The organism is Yersinia sp. Marseille-Q5920, from assembly GCF_946902935.1.
Classification (GTDB): Bacteria; Pseudomonadota; Gammaproteobacteria; order Enterobacterales; family Enterobacteriaceae; genus Yersinia; species Yersinia rochesterensis.
Genome location: NZ_CAMPQA010000006.1, coordinates 290,260 through 310,668, shown reverse-complemented (window position 1 = coordinate 310,668; position 20,409 = coordinate 290,260). Strand labels below are relative to the sequence as shown.

The following is a 20,409-nucleotide window of genomic DNA, read 5'->3' as shown; positions in this document are numbered from 1 at the left end:
TTTCTCTTCCTTAGAGAGGCCGTAATGGCAAATTATATTCGCTGGACAGTCGGGCAAGCCCAAGCCCTGTTTGAAAAACCTTTGTTGGATTTATTGTTTGAAGCACAGCAAATTCATCGTCAGCATTTTGATCCGCGCCAGGTTCAGGTCAGTACCTTGTTGTCGATTAAAACCGGTGCTTGCCCGGAAGATTGCAAATATTGCCCACAAAGTTCGCGCTACAAAACCGGGCTGGAAAGTGAGCGATTAATGCAGGTCGAGCAAGTGCTGGAGTCCGCAAAAAAAGCCAAAGCTGCTGGTTCAACCCGTTTCTGTATGGGGGCGGCCTGGAAAAATCCACATGAGCGCGATATGCCTTATTTGGAAAAAATGGTCGAAGGTGTTAAGGCGATGGGGATGGAAACCTGTATGACTCTGGGTTCTTTGGACAAGCAGCAAGCCCATCGGCTGGCCAATGCCGGGCTGGATTATTACAATCACAATCTGGATACCTCGCCGGAATTCTACGGCAGCATTATCACCACCCGCAGTTATCAGGAGCGGCTCGATACTCTTAGTGAAGTGCGCGATGCCGGCATCAAGGTTTGCTCCGGCGGGATTGTCGGGCTGGGGGAAACGGTGCGTGACCGGGCAGGGCTGTTAGTGCAACTGGCGAATTTGCCGAAACCGCCGGAAAGTGTGCCGATCAACATGCTGGTCAAAGTGAAAGGCACGCCAATGGAAAACAACGAAGATGTGGATGCGTTCGACTTCATTCGCACTATCGCGATTGCCCGCATCATGATGCCCACCTCCTATGTGCGGCTCTCTGCTGGTCGTGAGCAGATGAATGAGCAGACCCAGGCCATGTGCTTTATGGCGGGTGCTAACTCCATTTTCTACGGCTGCAAACTACTCACCACACCGAACCCGGAAGAAGATAAAGATTTGCAGTTATTCCGTAAGTTGGGGCTAAACCCACAGCAGACGGCAACTCATCACGGCGATCGTGAGCAGCAGCAGGCCTTGACCGAGCAATTGTTATCAGATAAATCATTGCACGGCGACTCATCGCCCGAAGACTCAGTTCAATTTTATAACGCGGCTGTCTGATGAGCTGGCAGGACAAAATAGAGCAGGGTTTGCAGCAACGGCGCGATGCAGCCGCTTATCGCAGTCGCCAAATGAATGACGGCGCTAATGGGCGCTGGTTGCAGACCGGCGCACGGCAATATCTTAACTTTTCCAGTAATGATTATTTGGGATTGAGTCAGGATGCCGCGGTGATTGCGGCCTGGCAGCAAGGGGCGCAGCGCTATGGCGTGGGTAGCGGTGGCTCCGGCCATGTGACGGGCTACAGCTTGCCTCATGCCCAATTGGAACAGCAATTGGCTGACTGGCTGGGTTACCCGCGCGCGTTGTTATTTATCTCCGGTTATGCGGCTAATCAGGCGGTATTGGCGGCGATAACTGCCGCCGATGACCGAATTTTGGCGGATAAACTCAGTCACGCCTCTTTGCTGGAGGCCGCTGCACACTCGCCAGCTCAACTGCGGCGTTTTGCTCATAATCACCCCGATTCCCTGCAAAAACTGCTCAATAAGCCGTGTTCAGGGCAAACTTTGGTGGTGACGGAAGGCGTTTTTAGCATGGATGGCGACAGCGCGCCATTGGCGGCTATACACCAACACACTGCGGCGGCAGGGGGCTGGTTATTAGTGGATGATGCCCACGGTATCGGCGTGCGGGGTGACGCGGGGCGGGGCAGTTGCCAGTTACAAGGGGTGAAACCCGAGCTATTGGTGGTCACTTTTGGCAAGGCGTTTGGGTTAAGCGGCGCGGCAGTATTGTGTCAGGAACCTGTCGCCGAATATTTGCTGCAATATGCGCGTCACCTGATTTACAGCACCGCAATGCCGCCAGCACAGGCCTGTGCGTTACAAGCCGCATTACTGCGTATTCAGCAAGGTGATGATTTGCGGCAACAGCTTCAGCTGCGTATTGCGCAATTTCGCCACGGTGCGGCAAATTTACCGCTGCCATTAGGGGCATCTGAAACTGCCATCCAGCCGCTCTTGGTGGGCGATAATCAGCAGACCCTGGCATTGGCGGAACAGCTACGCGCAGCGGGGTTGTGGGTCACGGCTATTCGCCCGCCGACAGTTCCCCCTGGTGGTGCCCGATTGCGCATTACCCTGAGTGCGGCTCATCAAAGTGAAGATATCGACCAGCTGCTGGAGGTGCTATATGGCGTTTGCCACTGAGAATGCACCGCCCGTATGGGGTAAGAAGCGGGCAGTGAATCAGCCGACAGTGAATAAATCAAAAGTGAATAAACCGGCGATTGCCGCAGCTTTTAGTCGGGCGGCTGGCAGCTACGACACCGCTGCCGATTTACAGCGGGAAACCGGCCATACCTTGCTGGCCCTCGGCGCGCAGCATCCGGGGCAAAGGGTATTGGATGCGGGCTGCGGCACCGGGCATTTTTCTCGCCTGTGGCGCGAGCGCGGTAAGCGGGTTATTGCATTGGATTTGGCGGCTGGGATGCTGGAGCACGCCCGCCAACACCAGGCCGCCGATGACTATCTTCTCGCCGATATTGAAAATATTCCGCTAGCAGATCAATCAGTTGATATCAGTTTTAGCAACTTGGCGGTGCAGTGGTGTGCCGATTTACCGGTGGCGCTGGCTGAACTTTATCGGGTTACACGCCGTGGGGGAATCATTCTGTTTTCAACACTGGCGAGTGGCTCGCTTGATGAGTTGGGGCGGGCATGGCAACAGGTTGATGGCAAGCGGCATGTGAATGATTTCCTGCCATTTCAACATATTAGTGCGGCTTGCCAAGATTACCGACACACTCTGACACCGCAGTTATATCAGCAACAATTTCCGAATGTCATTGCGCTTATGCGTTCGCTACAGGGCATTGGTGCCACACATGTGCATCAGGGGCGTGAGGCTGGGTTGAGTGGCCGCCAACGCCTAATGGCCTTAGAGTGCGCTTATAACAGGCAATCCAGTTATTTCCCGCTGAGTTACCATTTAGTTTATGGGGTTATTTATCGTGACTAAACGTTGGTTTATCACCGGCACAGATACTGATGTCGGTAAGACAGTTGCCAGCTGTGCATTATTACAAGCTGCTGCACTTGAGGGATATCGCACTGCCGGTTATAAACCGGTGGCCTCGGGCAGCCAGATGACGGCTGATGGTTTGCGTAACAGTGATGCGCTGGCATTACAGGCCAACAGCACTCAAGTATTGTCTTATGCACAGGTGAACCCGCTGACATTGCTGGAGGCGACCTCGCCACATATTGCCAGTGTAAGTGAAGGGCAAGAGATTCATTTGTCTGTGTTATCTGAAGGGTTGCGCCAGCTTGAGCAATCCGCTGACTGGATACTGGTCGAGGGGGCGGGTGGCTGGTTTACGCCACTTTCTTCACAAGCCACTTTTGCTGATTGGGTGCAACAAGAACAATTGCCGGTGATTATGGTTGTTGGGATAAAATTGGGGTGCATTAATCATGCATTGTTGACCGCTTTGGCTATTAAGCAGGCGGGGCTGAGTCTGGTGGGCTGGGTCGCTAATGAAGTGATCCCCGCGGGGCGGCGACAAGCTGAATACATGGCAACACTGACACAGATGATCAGCGCCCCCTTATTGGGCGTGATTCCTCATTTGGATGATCTGGCTGATAATCCTGCGACGACGCGCTCTGATCTGGGTGACTATCTGGATTTAAGTTTGCTGGCTGTGGCGCGGTAAATACGCATTTTTAGTTAGTTGGTATTGAAAAGGGCTAATACCGGTTATTAGCCCACTTTTTCTTTTGGCACCAATATGCTGCTGACGGAGCTTGCCTGCGCCATATCAACTGGCTAAATGCTCAATAATCATATTTTCATCCAACTGATCTAATGTCCCTTGTGCCACATTTCTGCCGTCCGCCATCAGACAGAATCTATCCGCAACATGTTGAATAAACGGCAATCTATGCTCGACTAACAATACTGTCATGCCAAAGCTGCTGCTGAGTTGGTGCAATATATTACTGATTTCTTCACGTAATGGCGGCAATACACCACTGCCCGGCTCATCAAGGATAAGCAACTCCGGCTCGGTCACCAGTGCACGAGCAATAGCCAACTGCTGCTGCTGATTGCGGCTCAGTTCGCCACCCCGCAGACTGCGTTTATCATATAGCTGGGGAAACAACTCAAAAACCCAGCCCGGAATATGGCGCGATGGATGGCGGCCAGCCAACACGGCTATCAACATATTCTCCTCGACACTCATTTGGGAAAATATCTGTTGCCCTTGAGGAACATAGCCGATACCCAGCGCGGTGCGCTCCTCGACAGGATGCTGTAGCAAATTCTGTGGTGGTTCATGGTTAGGCTGCCAGGTCATGGTGCCACTTTTAATTGGCAGATGGCCCATGATGCAATTAATTAACGTGGTTTTCCCTACGCCGTTGCGGCCAATTAGGCAGGTACATTGGCCGCGAGGAATCTCCAGATTGATATCCCAAAGGATATGATTCTGCCCATAGTATTGATTTACAGCGGTTAAACTCAGCATCAGTGCTTCTCCTTAGTCAGTCTCAGTTGTTCACAGGTATCCCGGTGTTCTGTAACGGCTAGTGAGGATTAACCAGCAAATCTGCATACTGGGTAGCGGCAGCACAGCATAAAAACCATCTTTTTGACGAGTGGTTGTGAGTATCTCTCTATCAAGATCAAGCAACTCTTGGGCCAAGTTGCGCTGAAGCGAGCTAAAATATGTATGTTAATGGGCTGTAAATAGTTTTGGCGCGCGAAGATATACTCAAATAGCCCAAACCGTGGGAGGGATCGGAGGGGAGTGGCATTTTTTTGCACTTAAGCAGTGCTATCAAGCATAACATGGTGCAAAAAATATAGTCACGCAGGTGATTGTTAAGTTTGTACACGTAGAATGCTGAAATTATAGAATTAGCAAATAGATTTATTAGCACTAATTGAAATATGCGGTGAAATAAATATGTAAAAAAAACACTAAAAAAGCCAGTTTGTCACAATTAAATCGCTAAGCTTTGCTTTTCGCCAACACGCGGCCCTTATGGGCTTGAATGAGTTATCCACCATTCCTGTGGATAACCTTGTGCATTAGCCATAGAAAACTGATGGCAAGCGAGAGCGGACGCGGCTTACGCTCATGTTGTCCGGATTCTCGGCTTTTTGGTAATTTATTTAAATTTCAATTGGTTAATTAAAATCAAGCACTCAAAAATATAACTAATACATATGGATGAACTTTAATCAATTGACTATCAATAATGTATTTATGTGAACGGCTGGGGATAAAATACGTTTAGGGTGCAAATGTTAGCAACATGTCACTGTAACAATGCAAAGGATATCGCATTGAGAGCTATTTCGGCATTTTGCTGCTTGAAGCTGGTTTTATATCCAGTATCATAGCAGTGGAAAAAATCTATGGGGCTTTCATAATTAGCCTCCTGACAGTGTGTATTTCTCCGGCGGGTAGCAAATTCATGAGTAAATTATTCAAACTACATTCTGAGTTTAAGCCAGCGGGTGATCAGCCTGAGGCCATCCGTAAACTGGAGGAGGGGTTGGAAAATGGTCTGGCCCATCAGACGCTGTTGGGGGTGACGGGGTCGGGCAAAACCTTTACGGTTGCCAATGTTATTGCTGATTTGAATCGGCCCACTATGGTATTAGCGCCCAACAAAACCTTGGCGGCACAGCTTTATGGCGAGATGAAAGAGTTTTTCCCCGATAATGCGGTGGAATATTTCGTCTCCTACTATGACTATTATCAGCCCGAAGCCTATGTCCCAAGCTCTGATACCTTTATTGAGAAAGATGCCTCGGTAAACGAGCATATTGAGCAAATGCGGCTGTCAGCGACTAAAGCCCTGCTGGAGCGACGCGATGTGGTGGTGGTGGCCTCGGTCTCCGCCATTTATGGTTTGGGTGATCCCGACTTATACCTGAAAATGATGCTGCATTTAACCAAGGGCATGATAATTGATCAGCGCGCAATTTTACGGCGCTTGTCAGAATTGCAATATAGCCGCAATGACCAAGTGTTTCAGCGCGGCACTTTCCGGGTGCGTGGCGAGGTTATTGACATCTTCCCAGCGGAATCTGATGAGTGGGCGGTGCGGGTTGAATTATTTGATGAAGAAGTTGAGCGACTGTCCATTTTTGATCCGCTCACCGGCCAACTACAGCATGAAGTTCCCCGTTTTACTGTCTATCCTAAAACGCACTACGTTACCCCGAGGGAGCGTATTTTACAGGCGATGGAAGACATCAAAATTGAGCTAGCTGAGCGGCGTCAGGTGTTATTAGCCAACAATAAATTGGTTGAAGAACAGCGGATTACACAGCGAACTCAGTTTGATCTCGAAATGATGAATGAACTGGGCTACTGCTCCGGCATTGAAAACTATTCCCGCTATCTTTCTGGTCGTGGCCCGGGTGAAGCGCCGCCAACCCTCTTTGATTACCTCCCGGCGGATGGTTTGCTGATTGTGGATGAATCCCACGTTACCATCCCGCAAATCGGCGGCATGTACAAAGGTGACCGTTCGCGGAAAGAAACCTTGGTGGAATATGGCTTCCGGCTGCCATCGGCGCTGGATAACCGCCCAATGCGCTTTGAAGAGTTTGAGGCGCTGGCGCCGCAAACCATTTATGTCTCTGCCACTCCCGGCAAATACGAACTGGAGAAATCCGGTGGCGATATTATTGAACAGGTGGTGCGCCCAACCGGCTTGCTCGATCCATTGATTGAAGTGCGCCCGGTGGCAACACAAGTGGATGATTTGCTGTCAGAGATCCGCATCCGCGCGGCGATTAATGAGCGGGTACTGGTGACCACGCTGACTAAGCGGATGGCCGAAGACTTAACGGAGTATCTGGTAGAACATGGTGCGCGGGTGCGTTACTTGCATTCGGATATTGACACCGTTGAGCGCGTAGAGATTATTCGCGATTTGCGTCTGGGCGAGTTTGATGTGCTGGTGGGGATCAACTTACTGCGAGAAGGGCTGGATATGCCGGAGGTTTCTCTTGTCGCTATCCTTGATGCTGATAAAGAGGGGTTCCTGCGCTCCGAGCGCTCCTTAATCCAGACCATTGGCCGTGCAGCACGTAACCTCAATGGTAAAGCAATTCTTTATGGTGACAGAATTACGGCCTCGATGGAAAAAGCCATTGGTGAAACGCAGCGCCGCCGGGCTAAGCAGCAAACTTACAATGAAGAGCGCGGCATTATTCCACAGGGACTTAACAAGAAGGTCGGCGATATTTTGCAATTGGGCCAACCTTCACTGCGCGGTAAAGGGAAAGGGCGGGGCGGTAAAGTGGCTGATACCCACGATTACCAATCTCTGGCACCGAAAGCGCTTGACCAAAAAATCCGGGAGTTGGAAGCGAAAATGTACACACACGCGCAAAATCTGGAGTTCGAACAGGCGGCAGAATTACGCGATCAAGTACACCAGTTGCGCCAGCAATTCATCGCTATATCTTAATATCTTGCGGCATACCTCGATTCCTCGTAAGGTGTGCCGCTAAATTTAGGGTTAATAGATAAATAAACAGGGCAAATGATGAGCGACCATGTATCAAAAGATCCGTTACACGGCATTACCCTTGAACAACTGTTGACCAAACTGGTCGAGCACTATGGCTGGGAAGAGTTAGCACACCGCATTCGGATCAACTGTTTCATCAGCTCACCGAGTATTAAATCTAGTTTGAAGTTTTTGCGGCGAACTCCGTGGGCGCGCACTAAAGTGGAAGAGCTATATATCCACATGAATGATACTGCGGCTTTGGAAGAAAAATTTCGTCACTCACAGGACTAGCCCACTGACACAGAATTAGCCCCACCCAATTGCTGTAAGGTGGTTTCTAGTGCTTGGCGCAGTAGCTCCCGATCATGACGATAAGGGATATCTTTGGCTTCCAAGGGCTGTTGTACAATGATTCTGTCCCTAACGCCATTGATATCAATGCGTGGGCTGACAATTGCGGCATCAATGATTTTTCTGCCAATCTTACTTTCCATTATTGTCAGCTTTTCGTGCAAAGACAACTCAGCGGCGGCAACACTTAGCTCGCGCCCCAGATTGCCAATATAAATCATACTGGCAGAGCTGCGCCGTAGAGCTTGAGTGAGATCATCGAGCAATAACAGTGGCATTAAGCTCGTCAAAAAACTGCCCGGCCCGATTAAGATAACATCCGCCTGGCTGATAGCTTCAATTGCTTCCTTCGTCGCATGGACATGGGGTGATAGCAGCAAATCTTTCGGCATATGTGCAAGTTGGTCAATGTTGACTTCACCGTAAATCGGGTGCCCTTCAGCATCGATGGCCATCAAGTCGACGGGCTGTTCTGACATTGGGATCAACCAGGCATCGATTTTCAGCAAGCTACGCACCAGATTAATGGCTTCAAGAGGGCGGATACTAAGATGGTCCAGCGATTTGAGCATTAAATTGCCCAGATTATGGCCCGCTAGCTCACCATTGCCAGTAAAACGGTATTCGAACATTGCGGAAGCTACACTGGGTTCAGTGATCAATTGATTCAGGCAATTACGAGTATCCCCCCAGGCAATTCCACCCTCGGATCGGCGTATGCGGCCGGTCGAACCCCCATTATCAGTGGTGGTAACAATACCGGTCAGGCGTGAACCTAAAGAAGAAAGAGCTGACATCACCCGCCCCAGCCCATGGCCTCCACCTAATGCAACTACCCGGTCGAGATCCGCTAATGTGCGATTTCGCATATTTTTCCTGCCTAAATATTGTAATAAGCATAGCTAATGGGGAAATTGCTGCATAAGTTAACGGATTTGCTGCCAAAACGCGATAAAAGCCATGGTTTTCGTGATTTTAAACAAAGTATTAGCTTCGGAATAAAATAAGCTCAATAACCTTGGGTTTTGTATTGTAAGTCGTTGTATATAAAAATATATAACGTAAAACAGCGATTGGCTATCTTGCCGTTTTAGCGTTAGAATCTGTAAAGAAAGTAAGGTTTTTAGCCGCTAGCCGCTGTAACGAATTTTGCTTTTTAACCATGGTTCAGTTAGCTGTGAGCAAGCAGCACCTGAGCGCAAACTCCTAGCCTTGGTGTCTACGTTGTTGCTTTTATGGACAATATGATGCTCTGGCCGTGGCTTTATGCCACCAGGGTGCGAGGTAGAAATGCCTGCATCTCCCGTATTTGGAAAGGTGTTATGGTACAACTTACAGACGCATTTGCGCGCAAATTCTATTATTTGCGCCTATCGATTACTGATGTGTGCAATTTTCGCTGCACATATTGCCTGCCCGATGGCTATCGCCCGGACGGATTAAAAAGTTTCCTGAGCCTTGACGAAATAAGTCGCGTCAGCCGTGCATTTGCCATGCTAGGAACTGAAAAGATCCGTTTAACCGGCGGCGAGCCGTCCATGCGCCGCGATTTCACCGATATTATCGCCACCATTCGTCAAAATTCCGCAATCCGCACTTTGGCGGTGACCACCAATGGTTATCGTTTAGCGCGTGATGCCACTCAGTGGCGCGAGGCGGGGTTGACGGCGATTAATGTCAGTGTTGATAGCCTCGACCCTCGGCAATTTCATGCCATCACCGGGCAAGATAAATTCCATCAAGTGATGCAAGGTATTGATGCGGCTTTTGATGCGGGTTTTGAGAAAGTCAAAATCAATGCGGTGTTGATGCGGGATGTTAATGACAAGAATCTTGGGGCATTCCTTAACTGGATAAAATCTCGCCCCATTCAACTGCGATTTATTGAATTGATGGAGACCGGTGAGGGCGGCAATGTGTTCCGCAAACACCATGTTTCCGGTGATGTCATTCGTCAGCAATTACTCCTGCAAGGCTGGCAACAGCAAGAACGTGCGCGCAGTGATGGCCCAGCTCAAGTCTTCCATCATCCGGACTACTTAGGGGAGATTGGGCTTATCATGCCGTATGAGAAAGACTTCTGTGCCAGTTGCAACCGTCTGCGTGTTTCTGCACTGGGAAACCTGCATTTATGCTTATTTGGCGAGCAGGGTATTTCGCTGCGTGATTTGCTAGGCAGTGATGACCAGCAATATGAATTAATGGCGCGCATTCAAAGTGCATTGCAAACCAAGAAGCAAACTCATTTCTTGCATCAAGGGAATAGCGGCATTACGCAAAATTTATCATTTATTGGTGGCTGATCGGCTGCAACATTAAGAACAGAGGTTATATATGACCCAATTGACTCACATTAATGCCGCCGGCGAAGCCCATATGGTGGATGTCTCTGCCAAAGCGGAAACTGTGCGTGAAGCACGTGCGGAAGCTTTTGTTGAAATGCATGCCGCGACATTGGCGATGATTATTGATGGTAGCCATCATAAAGGTGATGTGTTTGCCACCGCACGGATCGCCGGTATTCAAGCCGCAAAAAAAACGTGGGAATTGATTCCCCTGTGCCACCCACTATTGCTGACCAAAGTCGAAGTTCAGTTGGAAGCACAGCCGGAACACAATCGGGTTCGCATTGAGTCCTGCTGCCGCCTGACGGGTAAAACTGGGGTGGAAATGGAAGCTTTGACAGCGGCATCCGTCGCAGCACTGACCATTTACGACATGTGTAAAGCCGTACAAAAGGACATGATAATTGGCCCGGTTCGCTTGTTGGCGAAAAGTGGCGGGAAATCCGGTGATTTTAAGGTGAAGCCATGATTCAGATTCTATTTTTTGCTCAGGTGCGTGAGCTGGTGGGGGTTGATCGCTTGGAAGTGGCGGCGGAGTTTTCAACCGTCGACGCTTTGCGCCAATCCTTGTGTCAACGAGGTGACCGCTGGCAGTTGGCTCTTGAAGAAGGGAAATTGCTCACGGCAGTGAATCAATCGCTGGTCAATGCTCAACACCCCTTAGCCGCAGGGGATGAAGTGGCTTTCTTCCCACCGGTGACGGGAGGTTAATGATGGACAACACGCGCATTCGTGTCGGGCCAGCAGCATTTAATGTCGGCGAAGAATACACTTGGTTGTCGCAGTGTGATGAAGACGGGGCGGTGGTGACCTTTACCGGCAAAGTCCGTAATCATAATTTGGGTAGCAATGTCAGTGCGTTGACACTAGAACATTACCCTGGCATGACAGAAAAAGCGCTGGCTGAAATTATTGCTCAAGCACGTAGCCGCTGGCCCTTACAGCGCGTGTCAGTGATTCATCGGGTTGGGCCATTGTTCCCCGGAGATGAAATCGTCTTTGTTGGCGTGACCAGCGCTCATCGCAGCATGGCGTTTGAGTCTGCTGAGTTTATTATGGACTATCTGAAAACACGGGCACCATTTTGGAAACGCGAAGCAACCACTGATGGCGAACGTTGGGTTGAATCACGCGACAGTGATCATGCCGCAGCTAAGCGCTGGTAAACTGTAAGTAAACCCGTGTAAAGATTGGCCCTAAATACCTATTTTTACTCCCTTGTTTGCCCTATTTCTGTGGTACCCTAAAAGAGTCGGTGGGCTGTCAGTTGATGGCCTGTATCATTATTTATATGCATAAGGTAACTACCATGGATCGCTATCCACGCTCTAATGGTTCAATTGTCGAACGTGCCAACTCTGGCATTCAGGCATATATGGCGCAGGTATACGGCTGGATGACCTGTGGTCTGTTATTAACAGCGGTAGTCGCATGGTACGCAGCGAACACCCCTTCAATTATTTTTGCTTTGCAGTCAAATCAAATCCTGTTCTTCGGGTTGATTATTGCTCAGCTTGGTTTGGTTTTTGTTATCTCCGGCATGATTAATCGCCTGAGTGGATCAGCCGCAACCTCACTGTTTATGCTGTACTCTGCACTAACGGGGCTGACACTCTCCAGCATCTTGATACTGTACACTGGCGCATCCATCGCCAGCACTTTTGTCATTTGTGCTGGGATGTTTGGTGCTATGAGCCTTTATGGCTACACCACTAAACGTGATTTGAGTGGTATGGGCAGCATCCTGTTTATGGGCCTGATCGGTATCATTCTGGCGTCTTTGGTTAACATTTGGCTAAAAAGCCCGGCGTTGATGTGGGCTGTGACTTACATCGGTGTTTTGGTGTTTGTTGGCCTGACGGCTTACGATACCCAGAAATTGAAAAACATGGGCGCGCAGTTAGATGCCAATGATAAAGATGGTTTCCGTAAGTATGCCATCGTCGGCGCATTGACCCTGTATCTTGATTTCATCAACCTGTTCCTGATGCTGTTGCGGATTTTCGGCAACCGCCGCTAAGTTGGTTGATTAAGGGCTGCGGCGCGGCAAACTTGCCCGGCGTACGCAACTCTAAATTTGAAAGGACACCGTATTGGTGTCCTTTTTGTTTTTCGTGAGTACCGAAAATGGCGGTGTTACGCGATTTTTCGTCTAAACATCCCGTAGGCTGCGCTCCCCGTGGTAGCGGTTATTACCAACAGCGGCCATAAACTGTGCCAAATGATGTCGAAGCTGGCATCCTTGAGGTAAATCTGTTTGGTGATATCAGTAAAGTGGCGGATAGGATTGATCCACGTGATATTTTGTAGCCAAATGGGCATGTTCTCTACCGGAGAGACATAACCAGAAAGCAATATTGCGGGCATCATAAAGACAAATACGCCAATAAAGGCTTGTTGCTGAGTTGAACATAGCGATGAAATTAATAAACCAAAACCGACCAGTGACAAGCCGTAGAGCAGCATAGTGCCATAAAACAGTGCCAGTGACCCTGCAAAGGGGATTTGGTAGAAAAATATGCCGATAAACAATACGATAGTGGCCTGGAAAGTGGCGACTATCAGGGCCGGAACGGCTTTGCCGATAAATATCTGCCAGGTTGTCAGTGGTGAAACCAAAAGCTGTTCCAGTGTCCCTTGTTCCCGCTCCCGTGCGACCGACAGTGACGTGACAATCAATACGCCAATAGTTGTAATCATCGCTATCAATGATGGCACCACAAACCATTTGTAATCCAAGTTCGGGTTATACCAATTTCGAATCACTAGCTCGCTGTTATTGGGTTTGATTTGCCCCTTGGTCAATTCTAATTGGTATTCTTGTACGATTTGCTGAATGTAATTTGCTGCTATTTGGGCGCTGTTGGAATTGCGACCATCCAGAACCAACTGTAACTGAGTGGTTTTGCCATTGGCCAAATCCGCACTGAATTGCGCAGGAAAACGAATTAACAGCAAGGCTTTCTGGTTATCAATCACCGGCTGAATTTCTTGTGGGCTGTGCAGCAGCAACACATGAGAAAATGCTTCGGCTTTAGCAAAGCGCTGAGTGAGTTCTATTGACGCCTTACCGCTGTCTTCGCTGTAAATGGCGATAGTGGCATTGGTCACTTCTAATGTGGCGGCGAATGGGAATAAAATCACCTGCAATATCACCGGCATGATTAATATCGCCCGGGTTTGCGGTTCGCGCAGCAGCGACTGCAACTCTTTAATAATCAATGTGTAAAGGCGATGAAACATCGTTAACTCCCTTCCGTTAATCTGGCCGACGACCTAATCTAATCGACGATTTGTTTTCCATGCCGTCAGGCCGATAAACACGGTTGCTGATGCAACCAAAAACAACAGGTTAATCACCAAAACGGTACCGATATCTCCCGCCAGGAAGAGTGTTTGCAAGCTGCTGACAAAATAGCGGGCAGGAATAATATAGGTGACGGCGCGGACCACGGCGGGCATGCTGTCGATTTGGAAAATAAATCCTGACAACATAACCGCGGGTAGAAATGCGGCGTTCAGTGCCACCATGGCCGCATTAAACTGGTTGCGCGTGATAGTCGAAATCAGCAGCCCCATGCCCAGTGTGCTGGCTAAGAATAAGCTGGTCATGACAAATAATATCCACAATGAGCCGCGATAAGGCACCCCGAGGATAAACACTGCGACCACCATACATAGCGTCATGGCGACCATCCCGAGCACATAATAGGGGATAAGTTTTGACAGTAATAACTCACTGCGCGTGACCTGAGTAGAAAGTAGCGCCTCCATGGTGCCGCGCTCCCATTCGCGCGCGATGACCAGTGATGTCAAGATCGCGCCAATCACTGTCATGATAATGGTAATTGCGCCCGGAATGATGAAATGTCGGCTGATGGCGGCGGGGTTAAACCAATAGCGCACCTGAATTTCTATCAGCGGATCATTCTTTTGCCCCAGATTTTGCGCTTGCTGTTGTTGCCAGATTTGCCATACACCTTGGGCATAACCTTGCACAAAGTTGGCGGTGTTCGGCTCACTGCCGTCAGTAATCACCTGAATCGGTGCTTTACTCTCTGGCCGTGCGAGTTGCTCGGCAAAATCATTCGGAATAACAATAAGCCCGCGAATTTTACCGGCTTGCATAGCTTGAATCAGCGCCTGACGGTTATCACTGATTTGCGGGGAGATATAGGGCGAACTGGCGAACGCGTTAGCCAAATCTTGCGCCGGTTGACTCTGTTGCTCCATTAGAATGCCGACATGCAGTTTGCTGGAGTCCAGGTTGATGCCGTAGCCAAAAATAAACAGCAATAACAATGGGATAACAAAGGCGATCAGCCCGCTGCTGGGGTCGCGCAGAATTTGCCGGGTTTCTTTACGACATAGCGCCCGCAGGCGACGCCAAGAAAATCCGGTGTCTTGATAAGTTTCACTCTCATTTACCGGCGATTTATTTACATGGGAATCATATGGCTCGGTCATGATTGCTGCTCCTTATCGTTTTGCTGGTCATAGCGCAGAACCAACCCGATAAATGCTTCTTCCATTGATGGATTAGGTTTTTCATCCGTGGCAACTTGCTGCTTTAGCTCATCTGGCGTGCCCGCAGCAATAATTTTGCCACGATAAACCAGCCCGATGCGGTCGCAATATTCGGCCTCATCCATAAAGTGGGTAGTGACCATGACGGTCACCCCTTTATCTACCATCCCATTGATATGCAGCCAAAATTCACGGCGGGTGAGGGGGTCAACACCGGAGGTCGGCTCGTCCAGAAACAGAATGTCTGGCTCATGCATCAGGGCGCAAGCTAGCGCCAGGCGCTGTTTAAACCCAAGAGGCAGTGAGTCGGGCGTTTGCTTGAGAATGGGTGTGAAATTAAACGCCGATGTCATATCGGCTATTTTTTCGCGTTGAGTTTTCCCTTGCAGGCCATAAACACCGGAGAAAAATTTCAGATTTTGCTCCACCGTCAGATTGCCATACAGTGAGAATTTCTGCGCCATATACCCCAAATGCTGGCGCGCTTTACCGGAGCTGGTTTTCAGATCCATACCCAGCACCAAAGCCTTGCCGCTACTGGGAACCAGCAAACCACACATCATTTTAAATGTGGTCGATTTACCGGCACCGTTCGGCCCGAGCAAACCAAATATTTCCCCGCGTTTGACCTGAAAATTCACATGGTCGGTGGCGGCAAAGTCACCAAATTTCTTGGTTAATTCTTGGGCCTCAATCACAGTTTCATCATGGTTGCCCTCGACTTTGGGCATGATTTTCGCCAGTGCGGATTCACTGGCCGGGCCGCCGCCCAGCAAGTCGATAAAGGCATCCTCAAAGCGTGGTTCAGCCTCAAAAATCTCGCCATTAGATTGATTTAACAGGGATAATATCTGGCCATGGTCTACGCCCGGTTTGAGGATTAGCCGCACATATTTGCCTTGAATAACGCCATCACTGACCTGAGGTAGCGCCAAAGCGTGTTGTAGTAATTTGCGATTAGTGCCGGTTTGGGCTGCGACAAGAATAGTCCGGCCACTCATGCGCTGTGTCAGTTCTTGCGGTGCGCCGCTGTAGAGCAATTTACCTTCATTGAGCAGCAAGACCTCGCGGCATTGTTCAGCTTCATCCAGATATGATGTGCTCCAGAGAATGAGCATACCGTCACTCGCCAGTTCATGAACCATGCGCCATAGCTCGCGGCGTGAGATGGGGTCGACACCGACGCCTGGCTCATCCAGCAACAAAACTTTGGGCTGCCCGACCAAAGTACAGGCCAAGCCCAATTTTTGTTTCATGCCACCGGAAAGTTTGCCCGCCAACCGCTCTGTAAAGCGGGTTAAATCAGTAAAAGTTAGCAGACGCTCGAAGGTCTGACGGCGCTGTTCACCGGTAACGCCCCGTAAATCGGCATACAGCGTCAGGTTTTCCATCACTGTCAAATCTTCATACAAACCAAATTTTTGCGGCATATAGCCGAGGATGGAATGTAACTGGCGATCATTTTCAACAGGGTCAAGGCCGATGACCGTCAGTTTGCCTTGGCTGGGTTTAAACAGCCCGGCTAACATCCGTAACAGCGTGGTTTTACCTGCGCCGTCTGGCCCGACCAAACCGGTGACTGCCCCGCTGCGGATTTCAGTAGTTAGGCTGGCAACCGCCGGACTTTCTAGTCCGGGGAAAGATTTTTCGACACCTTCCAGAGTAATAAGATGCTGAATGCCATTCATAACTTATGCCGCCTTAAGGTTGTGCAAAACTGATGGTGACCGGCATACCTTGGCGTAGTGACTCATCAGCATCGGTAATAATAATTCGCAAGCGATAAACCAGGTCGGTTCGCAAGTCCGGTGTTTCCACACTCTTAGGGGTAAATTCGGCGGTCGGTGAAACAAAGCCAATTTTGCCGTGATAAGGTTTACCTGGGCGGCTATCGGTAAAGATTTTGACCTCAGTCCCCGGTATGGCTTGTCCCAAGTGGCGTTCACTGACATAGGCCCGCACCCAAACCGGATCCGTCAGTGAGAGTGTAAAGACGGTATTACTGGCAGACAAAATAGTGCCCGGCTCCACTGCGCGCGTCAGCACGGTTCCGCCAGAAGGCGAAAGCAAGGTGGCGTCTTGCAAGTTGAGTTGGGCTTGCGCCAATTCAGCTTCACTTTGCGCCAGATTCGCTTCGGCCTGCGCGATTTCTTGCGGGCGGTTACCGCTCAAGTATTGGGCGAGTTTATCTTTTGATGCTTGCAGATTAGCCAGGGCCTGACTGCGCGCGGTACGGGCATTTTCCAGCTCATTGGCTGATACGGCCTTGCTTGCCCACAGCCCTTGTTGGCGTTTTAAGAAGCTGTCGGCATAACTGAATGCGGCCTCGCGCTGAGAGACTTCAGACCGCACTTGGGCAATTTCTTCTTCCCGGTAGCCCGCTTTCAGTAAATCCAACTGGGCTTGCGCACTTTGCACATTGGCCTGGGCCTGTTTGAGAGCATTGAGATACGGGCCGTCATCCAGTTTGCCCAAGACTTCGCCCGGCTGAACTTTATCCCCCTCATCAACCGCCAGAGAAGCCAGCCGACCACCGACCCTAAAGCCAAGATTCACGGTGCGAATATCGACATTGCCATATAATGTCAATGTCGCGTCCTGTTGTTGACGATAATAATTCCATCCGTAACCGATGGTCGCCAGCAAAGCGACGATGACGACGGCCACTATAATCTTCTTGCGATTCATAATGCTCCCTATCTATTACCGATTTTTATACCCTTCGCCCTTGAAGCAGCAGGGTTGTTAGCTGTCTTAGCTACTCGGCCCGTCCATGGGCCTCGCCTCTGCGAGGCTGCTGCAAGCAGTGTTCAAATCTGCTCCGGGCAAATTTGTCACCCGAATCATTTACTGGTTGTTGACCTTAAATGAATAGACTCATCGGGATTTATTCGCTTGCTGCCTACCTGCAACTCCAATTTCTTTGGATATAACTACAACTTTTATAGTTACAATTTTTATAACGACCTACTTAAGATACTCATTGTGCCGATTTAGCCCGCAGCCCATAAAGCAGCAGGTCAATATGTTCGATAAGCACTTGATTAATCATCTCGCTTTCAGATTTACCAATCTCCAGCCAACCCACTTGCTGGCGGATAGTTTCCCGCGCCATGCGGAAAGCCAGAACCTCGCCAATCAATGCATGAGTATGAAGAATGGTTTTCGTCGCACTTGCATCAGCACCAATGAATGCCGCCAGCAACAAATTCAGTTTTTGGTGTAAGGGCGCAATAGCCTGAGCATGGATAAGCAGATATGCATCACTGGGAGAGAGTTGCTCACGCGCCATGATTTTGCTGATATTTAGCGTTTCCGGCTGTGTCATTAAATGGCTGAATTCCAGCAAACCACGGCGAATAAAATGTAACTGCTGCTCTGGACTTTGCTCCTGGCTCGGCAGACGCAGAAACTGGTCAATATCCAATGCCAGTGGTGCAAATGTCTGCCGGATAAAATCCGCAATTTGTTGTGCTACCGCCAGATACAAACCTTCTTTAGAATTGAAGTAGTAGGTAATCGCGGCAATATTCTGTCCTGCCCGTTGTGCAATCTCGCGGGTGGTTGCCCCTTTCAAACCCAGTTCGCCGAACAGTTCGGTCGCAGCCTGTATCAGTTGTTGGCGCGCTTGTTCACCGCGGGTTGTCATCGGTATTGATGGTGTTAAATAGTGAGGTGTGGAATGAGACATAGGCTCCATACTCAATATACCCAGCGTACTTGAAGCCGCAGGGTTGTTAGCTACACTCACTCACCCGAATCACTTACCTGTGTAAGCTCATCGGGATTCATTCGCTTGCTGCCTACCTGCAACTCCAATTACTTTGGGTAAAAATGGATAAGATTTGCGCTAATAATAATGATAGCCAAATAGCAAATCAATCGTATGATTAACTTTAGGTCTCTACTGAGAATATGTAAAGTTATGGCCGCAATTCGCCCTGTTTTTGTGATCCTGAACGGGTTAATCGATGCTAATAAATCAATTCTGTTGATGTTTGAGTTAATAAAATTCTTAAGAAATGCGTAAATCTCCCTTTTCTTGCCAACATCTGCTATAATCAGCCGCAATGGTGCACTGCAGTTTGTGCCAATCCTCGTGGTAATGCCTCAATTCATGCCTCGTCTGATAATCTTCCCTTGAAACTGCACCTGACGTTATCGCCAGGATTGGGAAGATCTGGAGCTTCTCGTAATATGTCATTTGATTCTCTCGGCCTAAACGCCGACATCCTGCGTGCTGTTGAAGAGCAGGGCTACCTTGTGCCGACACCGATTCAACGTCAGGCAATCCCTGTGGTACTGGAAGGTCGTGATTTAATGGCCAGTGCACAAACCGGTACGGGTAAAACCGCTGGTTTCACCTTGCCGTTGTTGCAACTGCTGAGTCAGGATCAACAGCCAATTAAAGGCCGTCGTCCGGTGCGTGCGTTGATTTTGACGCCAACCCGCGAACTGGCTGCGCAGATTGACGAAAACGTACAGAGTTACAGCAAATACCTGAAGCTGCGTTCGCTGGTGGTATTTGGTGGCGTTAGCATTAACCCACAGATGATGAAATTGCGCGGTGGTGTGGATATTTTGGTCGCCACCCCTGGCCGTTTACTGGATCTGGAACATCAGAACGCTGTTGATTTGTCCAAAATTGAAATTTTGGTATTGGACGAAGCTGACCGCATGCTGGATATGGGCTTTATTCACGATATCCGTCGTGTCTTGGCCAAACTGCCAGCCAAACGCCAAAACTTGCTGTTCTCTGCTACTTTCTCTGATGAGATTAAAGGGTTAGCCAGCAAGTTGTTGCATAACCCTGCTTCTGTTGAAGTCGCGCGCCGTAACACAGCGTCTGAACAAATTGCACAAAGCGTTCATTTTGTTGATAAAAACCGCAAGCGTGAGTTGCTGTCTCAGATGATTGGCGAAGGCAACTGGCAACAAGTATTGGTGTTCAACCGCACCAAACACGGCGCTAACCATTTAGCCGAGCAATTGAATAAAGACGGTATTACAGCCGCCGCAATTCACGGCAACAAGAGCCAAGGTGCGCGTACCCGTGCGCTGGCTGATTTTAAAGATGGTAAAATCCGTGTATTGGTAGCGACTGATATCGCCGCGCGTGGTTTGGATATTGATCAGTTACCTCATGTAGTTAACTATGAGTTGCCAAACGTACCGGAAGATTACGTGCACCGCATTGGCCGTACAGGCCGCGCGGAACGCACTGGCGAGGCGATTTCACTGGTTTGTGTTGATGAACATAAACTGTTGCGTGATATTGAGCGCTTACTGAAACGTGAAATCCCGCGTATTGCACTTGATGGCTATGAGCCGGACCCAAGCATTAAAGCGGATCCGATTCAAAATGGTCGTCAGGGCCGTGGTGCGCAGCGCCCTGGAATGGGCCGTGGTAGCAGTGCGGGTCGTCCACAAAATGGTGGTGGTGCAGCAGGTCGCGGTGATAGCCGTACCAGCCGTCCACGCAGCCAGGCTGATGGTCAACGCCGCCCGGCAGGCCCGTCTTCACGTGGTCGTAGCCGCAATCCAGGCGAATAAGCTAGAAAGTATTCGCTGATAAAACCGCTTCTTCGGAGGCGGTTTTTTTTCAT

19 protein-coding genes and 1 riboswitch are annotated in these 20,409 nt (G+C 49.6%); of the genes, 12 read left to right on the top strand and 7 right to left on the bottom strand.

From position 1 onward, the window contains the following. The first annotated feature begins 24 nt into the window (after window positions 1–24). Genes bioB through bioD form a run of 4 tightly spaced genes read left to right on the top strand, consistent with a single transcriptional unit; the run spans window position 25 to window position 3,751 of the window. Entirely contained in the window at window positions 25–1,092 is a 1,068-nt protein-coding gene (bioB, locus tag OVO64_RS11500) for a biotin synthase BioB (protein WP_267248774.1), read from the top strand. Then, window positions 1,092–2,243, top strand: a complete 1,152-nt coding sequence (bioF, locus tag OVO64_RS11495; protein ID WP_050291432.1) for an 8-amino-7-oxononanoate synthase — start codon at window positions 1,092–1,094, stop codon at window positions 2,241–2,243. The genes bioB and bioF overlap by 1 nt, the downstream gene beginning before the upstream one ends. Next, window positions 2,227–3,054, top strand: a complete 828-nt coding sequence (gene bioC / locus OVO64_RS11490; protein WP_038634563.1) for a malonyl-ACP O-methyltransferase BioC — start codon at window positions 2,227–2,229, stop codon at window positions 3,052–3,054. The genes bioF and bioC overlap by 17 nt, the downstream gene beginning before the upstream one ends. After that, entirely contained in the window at window positions 3,047–3,751 is a 705-nt protein-coding gene (gene bioD, locus OVO64_RS11485; RefSeq protein ID WP_050291431.1) for a dethiobiotin synthase, read from the top strand. Before bioC ends, bioD begins: the two co-directional genes overlap by 8 nt. Window positions 3,752–3,856: 105 nt before the next feature. On the opposite strand, the gene OVO64_RS11480 is transcribed toward bioD, so the two are convergent. Further along, the gene (locus tag OVO64_RS11480) at window positions 3,857–4,567 is read right to left on the bottom strand and encodes an ABC transporter ATP-binding protein (protein WP_038634556.1); all 711 of its coding nucleotides are present in this window, start codon (window positions 4,565–4,567) and stop codon (window positions 3,857–3,859) included. 955 nt (window positions 4,568–5,522) lie between these two features. Here OVO64_RS11480 and uvrB point away from each other — a divergent pair. Together uvrB and OVO64_RS11470 are read left to right on the top strand one after the other, a co-directional pair. After that, window positions 5,523–7,535: an excinuclease ABC subunit UvrB gene (uvrB, locus tag OVO64_RS11475; RefSeq protein WP_050291521.1), complete on the top strand. Its 2,013-nt coding sequence runs from the start codon at window positions 5,523–5,525 to the stop codon at window positions 7,533–7,535. A gap of 78 nt (window positions 7,536–7,613) precedes the next feature. After that, window positions 7,614–7,871, top strand: coding sequence for a VF530 family DNA-binding protein (locus OVO64_RS11470; protein ID WP_038634553.1), 258 nt, complete (start codon window positions 7,614–7,616; stop codon window positions 7,869–7,871). On the opposite strand, the gene yvcK is transcribed toward OVO64_RS11470, so the two are convergent. Further along, entirely contained in the window at window positions 7,868–8,800 is a 933-nt protein-coding gene (yvcK, locus tag OVO64_RS11465) for a uridine diphosphate-N-acetylglucosamine-binding protein YvcK (RefSeq protein WP_038634551.1), read from the bottom strand. The two genes, OVO64_RS11470 and yvcK, sit on opposite strands and share 4 nt — an antisense overlap. A 322-nt stretch (window positions 8,801–9,122) precedes the next feature. Continuing rightward, a riboswitch (molybdenum cofactor riboswitch) is annotated at window positions 9,123–9,267 on the top strand. Between yvcK and moaA the strand changes: the two genes are divergently transcribed. From moaA to OVO64_RS11440, 5 genes are all read left to right on the top strand, one after another. Next, the gene (gene moaA / locus OVO64_RS11460) at window positions 9,254–10,234 is read left to right on the top strand and encodes a GTP 3',8-cyclase MoaA (RefSeq protein WP_038634548.1); all 981 of its coding nucleotides are present in this window, start codon (window positions 9,254–9,256) and stop codon (window positions 10,232–10,234) included. It overlaps the preceding riboswitch by 14 nt. 31 nt (window positions 10,235–10,265) lie before the next feature. After that, a complete protein-coding gene (gene moaC, locus OVO64_RS11455; protein WP_038634545.1) occupies window positions 10,266–10,745 on the top strand; it encodes a cyclic pyranopterin monophosphate synthase MoaC in 480 nt (159 codons plus the stop codon). Further along, window positions 10,742–10,987, top strand: coding sequence for a molybdopterin synthase sulfur carrier subunit (gene moaD, locus OVO64_RS11450; RefSeq protein ID WP_038634541.1), 246 nt, complete (start codon window positions 10,742–10,744; stop codon window positions 10,985–10,987). Before moaC ends, moaD begins: the two co-directional genes overlap by 4 nt. A 2-nt stretch (window positions 10,988–10,989) precedes the next feature. After that, window positions 10,990–11,442 carry a molybdopterin synthase catalytic subunit MoaE gene (gene moaE, locus OVO64_RS11445; protein WP_038639641.1) on the top strand — a complete coding sequence of 151 codons (453 nt, stop codon included), beginning with the start codon at window positions 10,990–10,992 and terminating at the stop codon, window positions 11,440–11,442. Window positions 11,443–11,585: 143 nt separating this feature from the next. Then, window positions 11,586–12,296 (top strand): Bax inhibitor-1 family protein, encoded by a 711-nt coding sequence (locus OVO64_RS11440; RefSeq protein ID WP_038639638.1) that lies wholly within the window; start codon window positions 11,586–11,588, stop codon window positions 12,294–12,296. A 116-nt stretch (window positions 12,297–12,412) separates the two neighbouring features. On the opposite strand, the gene OVO64_RS11435 is transcribed toward OVO64_RS11440, so the two are convergent. The 5 genes from OVO64_RS11435 to cecR form a co-directional block, all read right to left on the bottom strand. Further along, window positions 12,413–13,519: an ABC transporter permease gene (locus OVO64_RS11435; RefSeq protein ID WP_038634538.1), complete on the bottom strand. Its 1,107-nt coding sequence runs from the start codon at window positions 13,517–13,519 to the stop codon at window positions 12,413–12,415. A gap of 33 nt (window positions 13,520–13,552) precedes the next feature. Next, window positions 13,553–14,743: an ABC transporter permease gene (locus OVO64_RS11430; RefSeq protein WP_267248773.1), complete on the bottom strand. Its 1,191-nt coding sequence runs from the start codon at window positions 14,741–14,743 to the stop codon at window positions 13,553–13,555. Then, on the bottom strand, window positions 14,740–16,491 hold the full coding sequence (locus tag OVO64_RS11425) for an ATP-binding cassette domain-containing protein (RefSeq protein WP_267248772.1): 1,752 nt from the start codon (window positions 16,489–16,491) through the stop codon (window positions 14,740–14,742). The genes OVO64_RS11430 and OVO64_RS11425 overlap by 4 nt, the downstream gene beginning before the upstream one ends. Before the next feature lie 13 nt (window positions 16,492–16,504). Then, complete coding sequence (gene hlyD / locus OVO64_RS11420) at window positions 16,505–17,491, bottom strand: secretion protein HlyD (protein WP_038634528.1); 987 nt, start codon at window positions 17,489–17,491, stop codon at window positions 16,505–16,507. A gap of 292 nt (window positions 17,492–17,783) precedes the next feature. Further along, window positions 17,784–18,494 carry a transcriptional regulator CecR gene (cecR, locus tag OVO64_RS11415; RefSeq protein ID WP_050291429.1) on the bottom strand — a complete coding sequence of 237 codons (711 nt, stop codon included), beginning with the start codon at window positions 18,492–18,494 and terminating at the stop codon, window positions 17,784–17,786. 506 nt (window positions 18,495–19,000) lie between these two features. Here cecR and rhlE point away from each other — a divergent pair. Further along, window positions 19,001–20,356: an ATP-dependent RNA helicase RhlE gene (gene rhlE, locus OVO64_RS11410; protein WP_038634522.1), complete on the top strand. Its 1,356-nt coding sequence runs from the start codon at window positions 19,001–19,003 to the stop codon at window positions 20,354–20,356. The last annotated feature ends 53 nt before the right edge of the window (window positions 20,357–20,409 follow it).